This window comes from Pseudoalteromonas sp. PPB1 (assembly GCF_015356275.1).
Classification (GTDB): Bacteria; Pseudomonadota; Gammaproteobacteria; order Enterobacterales; family Alteromonadaceae; genus Pseudoalteromonas; species Pseudoalteromonas rubra_D.
Genome location: NZ_JACEQV010000085.1, coordinates 1 through 1,035, shown reverse-complemented (window position 1 = coordinate 1,035; position 1,035 = coordinate 1). Strand labels below are relative to the sequence as shown.

The following is a 1,035-nucleotide window of genomic DNA, read 5'->3' as shown; positions in this document are numbered from 1 at the left end:
TGAATTAGTTCCGACCAGACCTGACATTTCGATTTGAAAAATTGAGAGTTACCCGTTTTGATAAAGGTGTCGAATCTTTGTTCAAAACAACTAAGGAGTAACTCTCATGTTACATACTAACAATCCAATCATTAAACACAAAGCTGGTTTGCTAAATCTGGCCGAAGAGCTTGGAAACGTATCCAAAGCCTGCAAAGTGATGGGCGTATCGCGGGATACATTTTATCGATATCAAGAACTCGTTGATGAAGGCGGTATTGATGCACTCATCGATAAATCACGCAGAACTCCAAACCTAAAAAACCGTGTAGACGTAGAGACTGAACAAGCCGTTTGCACATATGCACTTGAGTTTCCAGCTCACGGTCAAGTTAGAGTCAGCAATGAGCTAAGAAGGCAAGGCATATTTGTTTCGGCCAGTGGTGTGCGTTCAATTTGGCTGCGCCATGACTTGGAAAATTTTAAAAAGCGCCTTAACGCGCTAGAAGCTAAGGTCGCGCAAGAAGGCATTATTCTCACGGAGTCCCAAGTGACAGCCCTTGAGAGGAAAAAGCAGGATGATGAAGCCTGTGGAGAAATTGAAACGGAGCACCCCGGATACCTTGGGTCACAGGATACTTTTTATGTCGGAAATCTAAAGGGGGTTGGCCGTATTTATCAACAAACTTTTGTTGATACATACTGCAAAGTCGCGTTTGCAAAGCTCTACACCACTAAAACGCCGATTACAGCAGCGGATCTATTGAACGACAGAGTCCTGCCTTACTTCGAGCAGCATGAGTTGCCTTTGCTAAGGATCCTCACTGACCGCGGAACTGAGTACTGTGGCAAGGTCGAGCACCATGACTATCAGCTTTATCTGGCTATCAACGACATAGATCATACCAAAACTAAGGCGATGTCACCGCAGACTAATGGTATCTGCGAACGCTTCCACAAAACGATACTGCAAGAGTTCTATCAGGTGACATTTCGCAAAAAATTATATAGCTCTCTGGAAGAGCTTCAAAAGGACCTGGACGAGTGGATAAATTA

General features: G+C 44.2%; 1 protein-coding gene. It reads left to right on the top strand.

Annotation, left to right across the window (positions count from 1 at the left end; translation table 11 throughout):
• Positions 1–106 precede the first annotated feature (106 nt).
• On the top strand, positions 107–1,035 hold a 929-nt coding region (locus IY568_RS24400; RefSeq protein WP_194868972.1), incomplete at its 3' end, for an IS481 family transposase.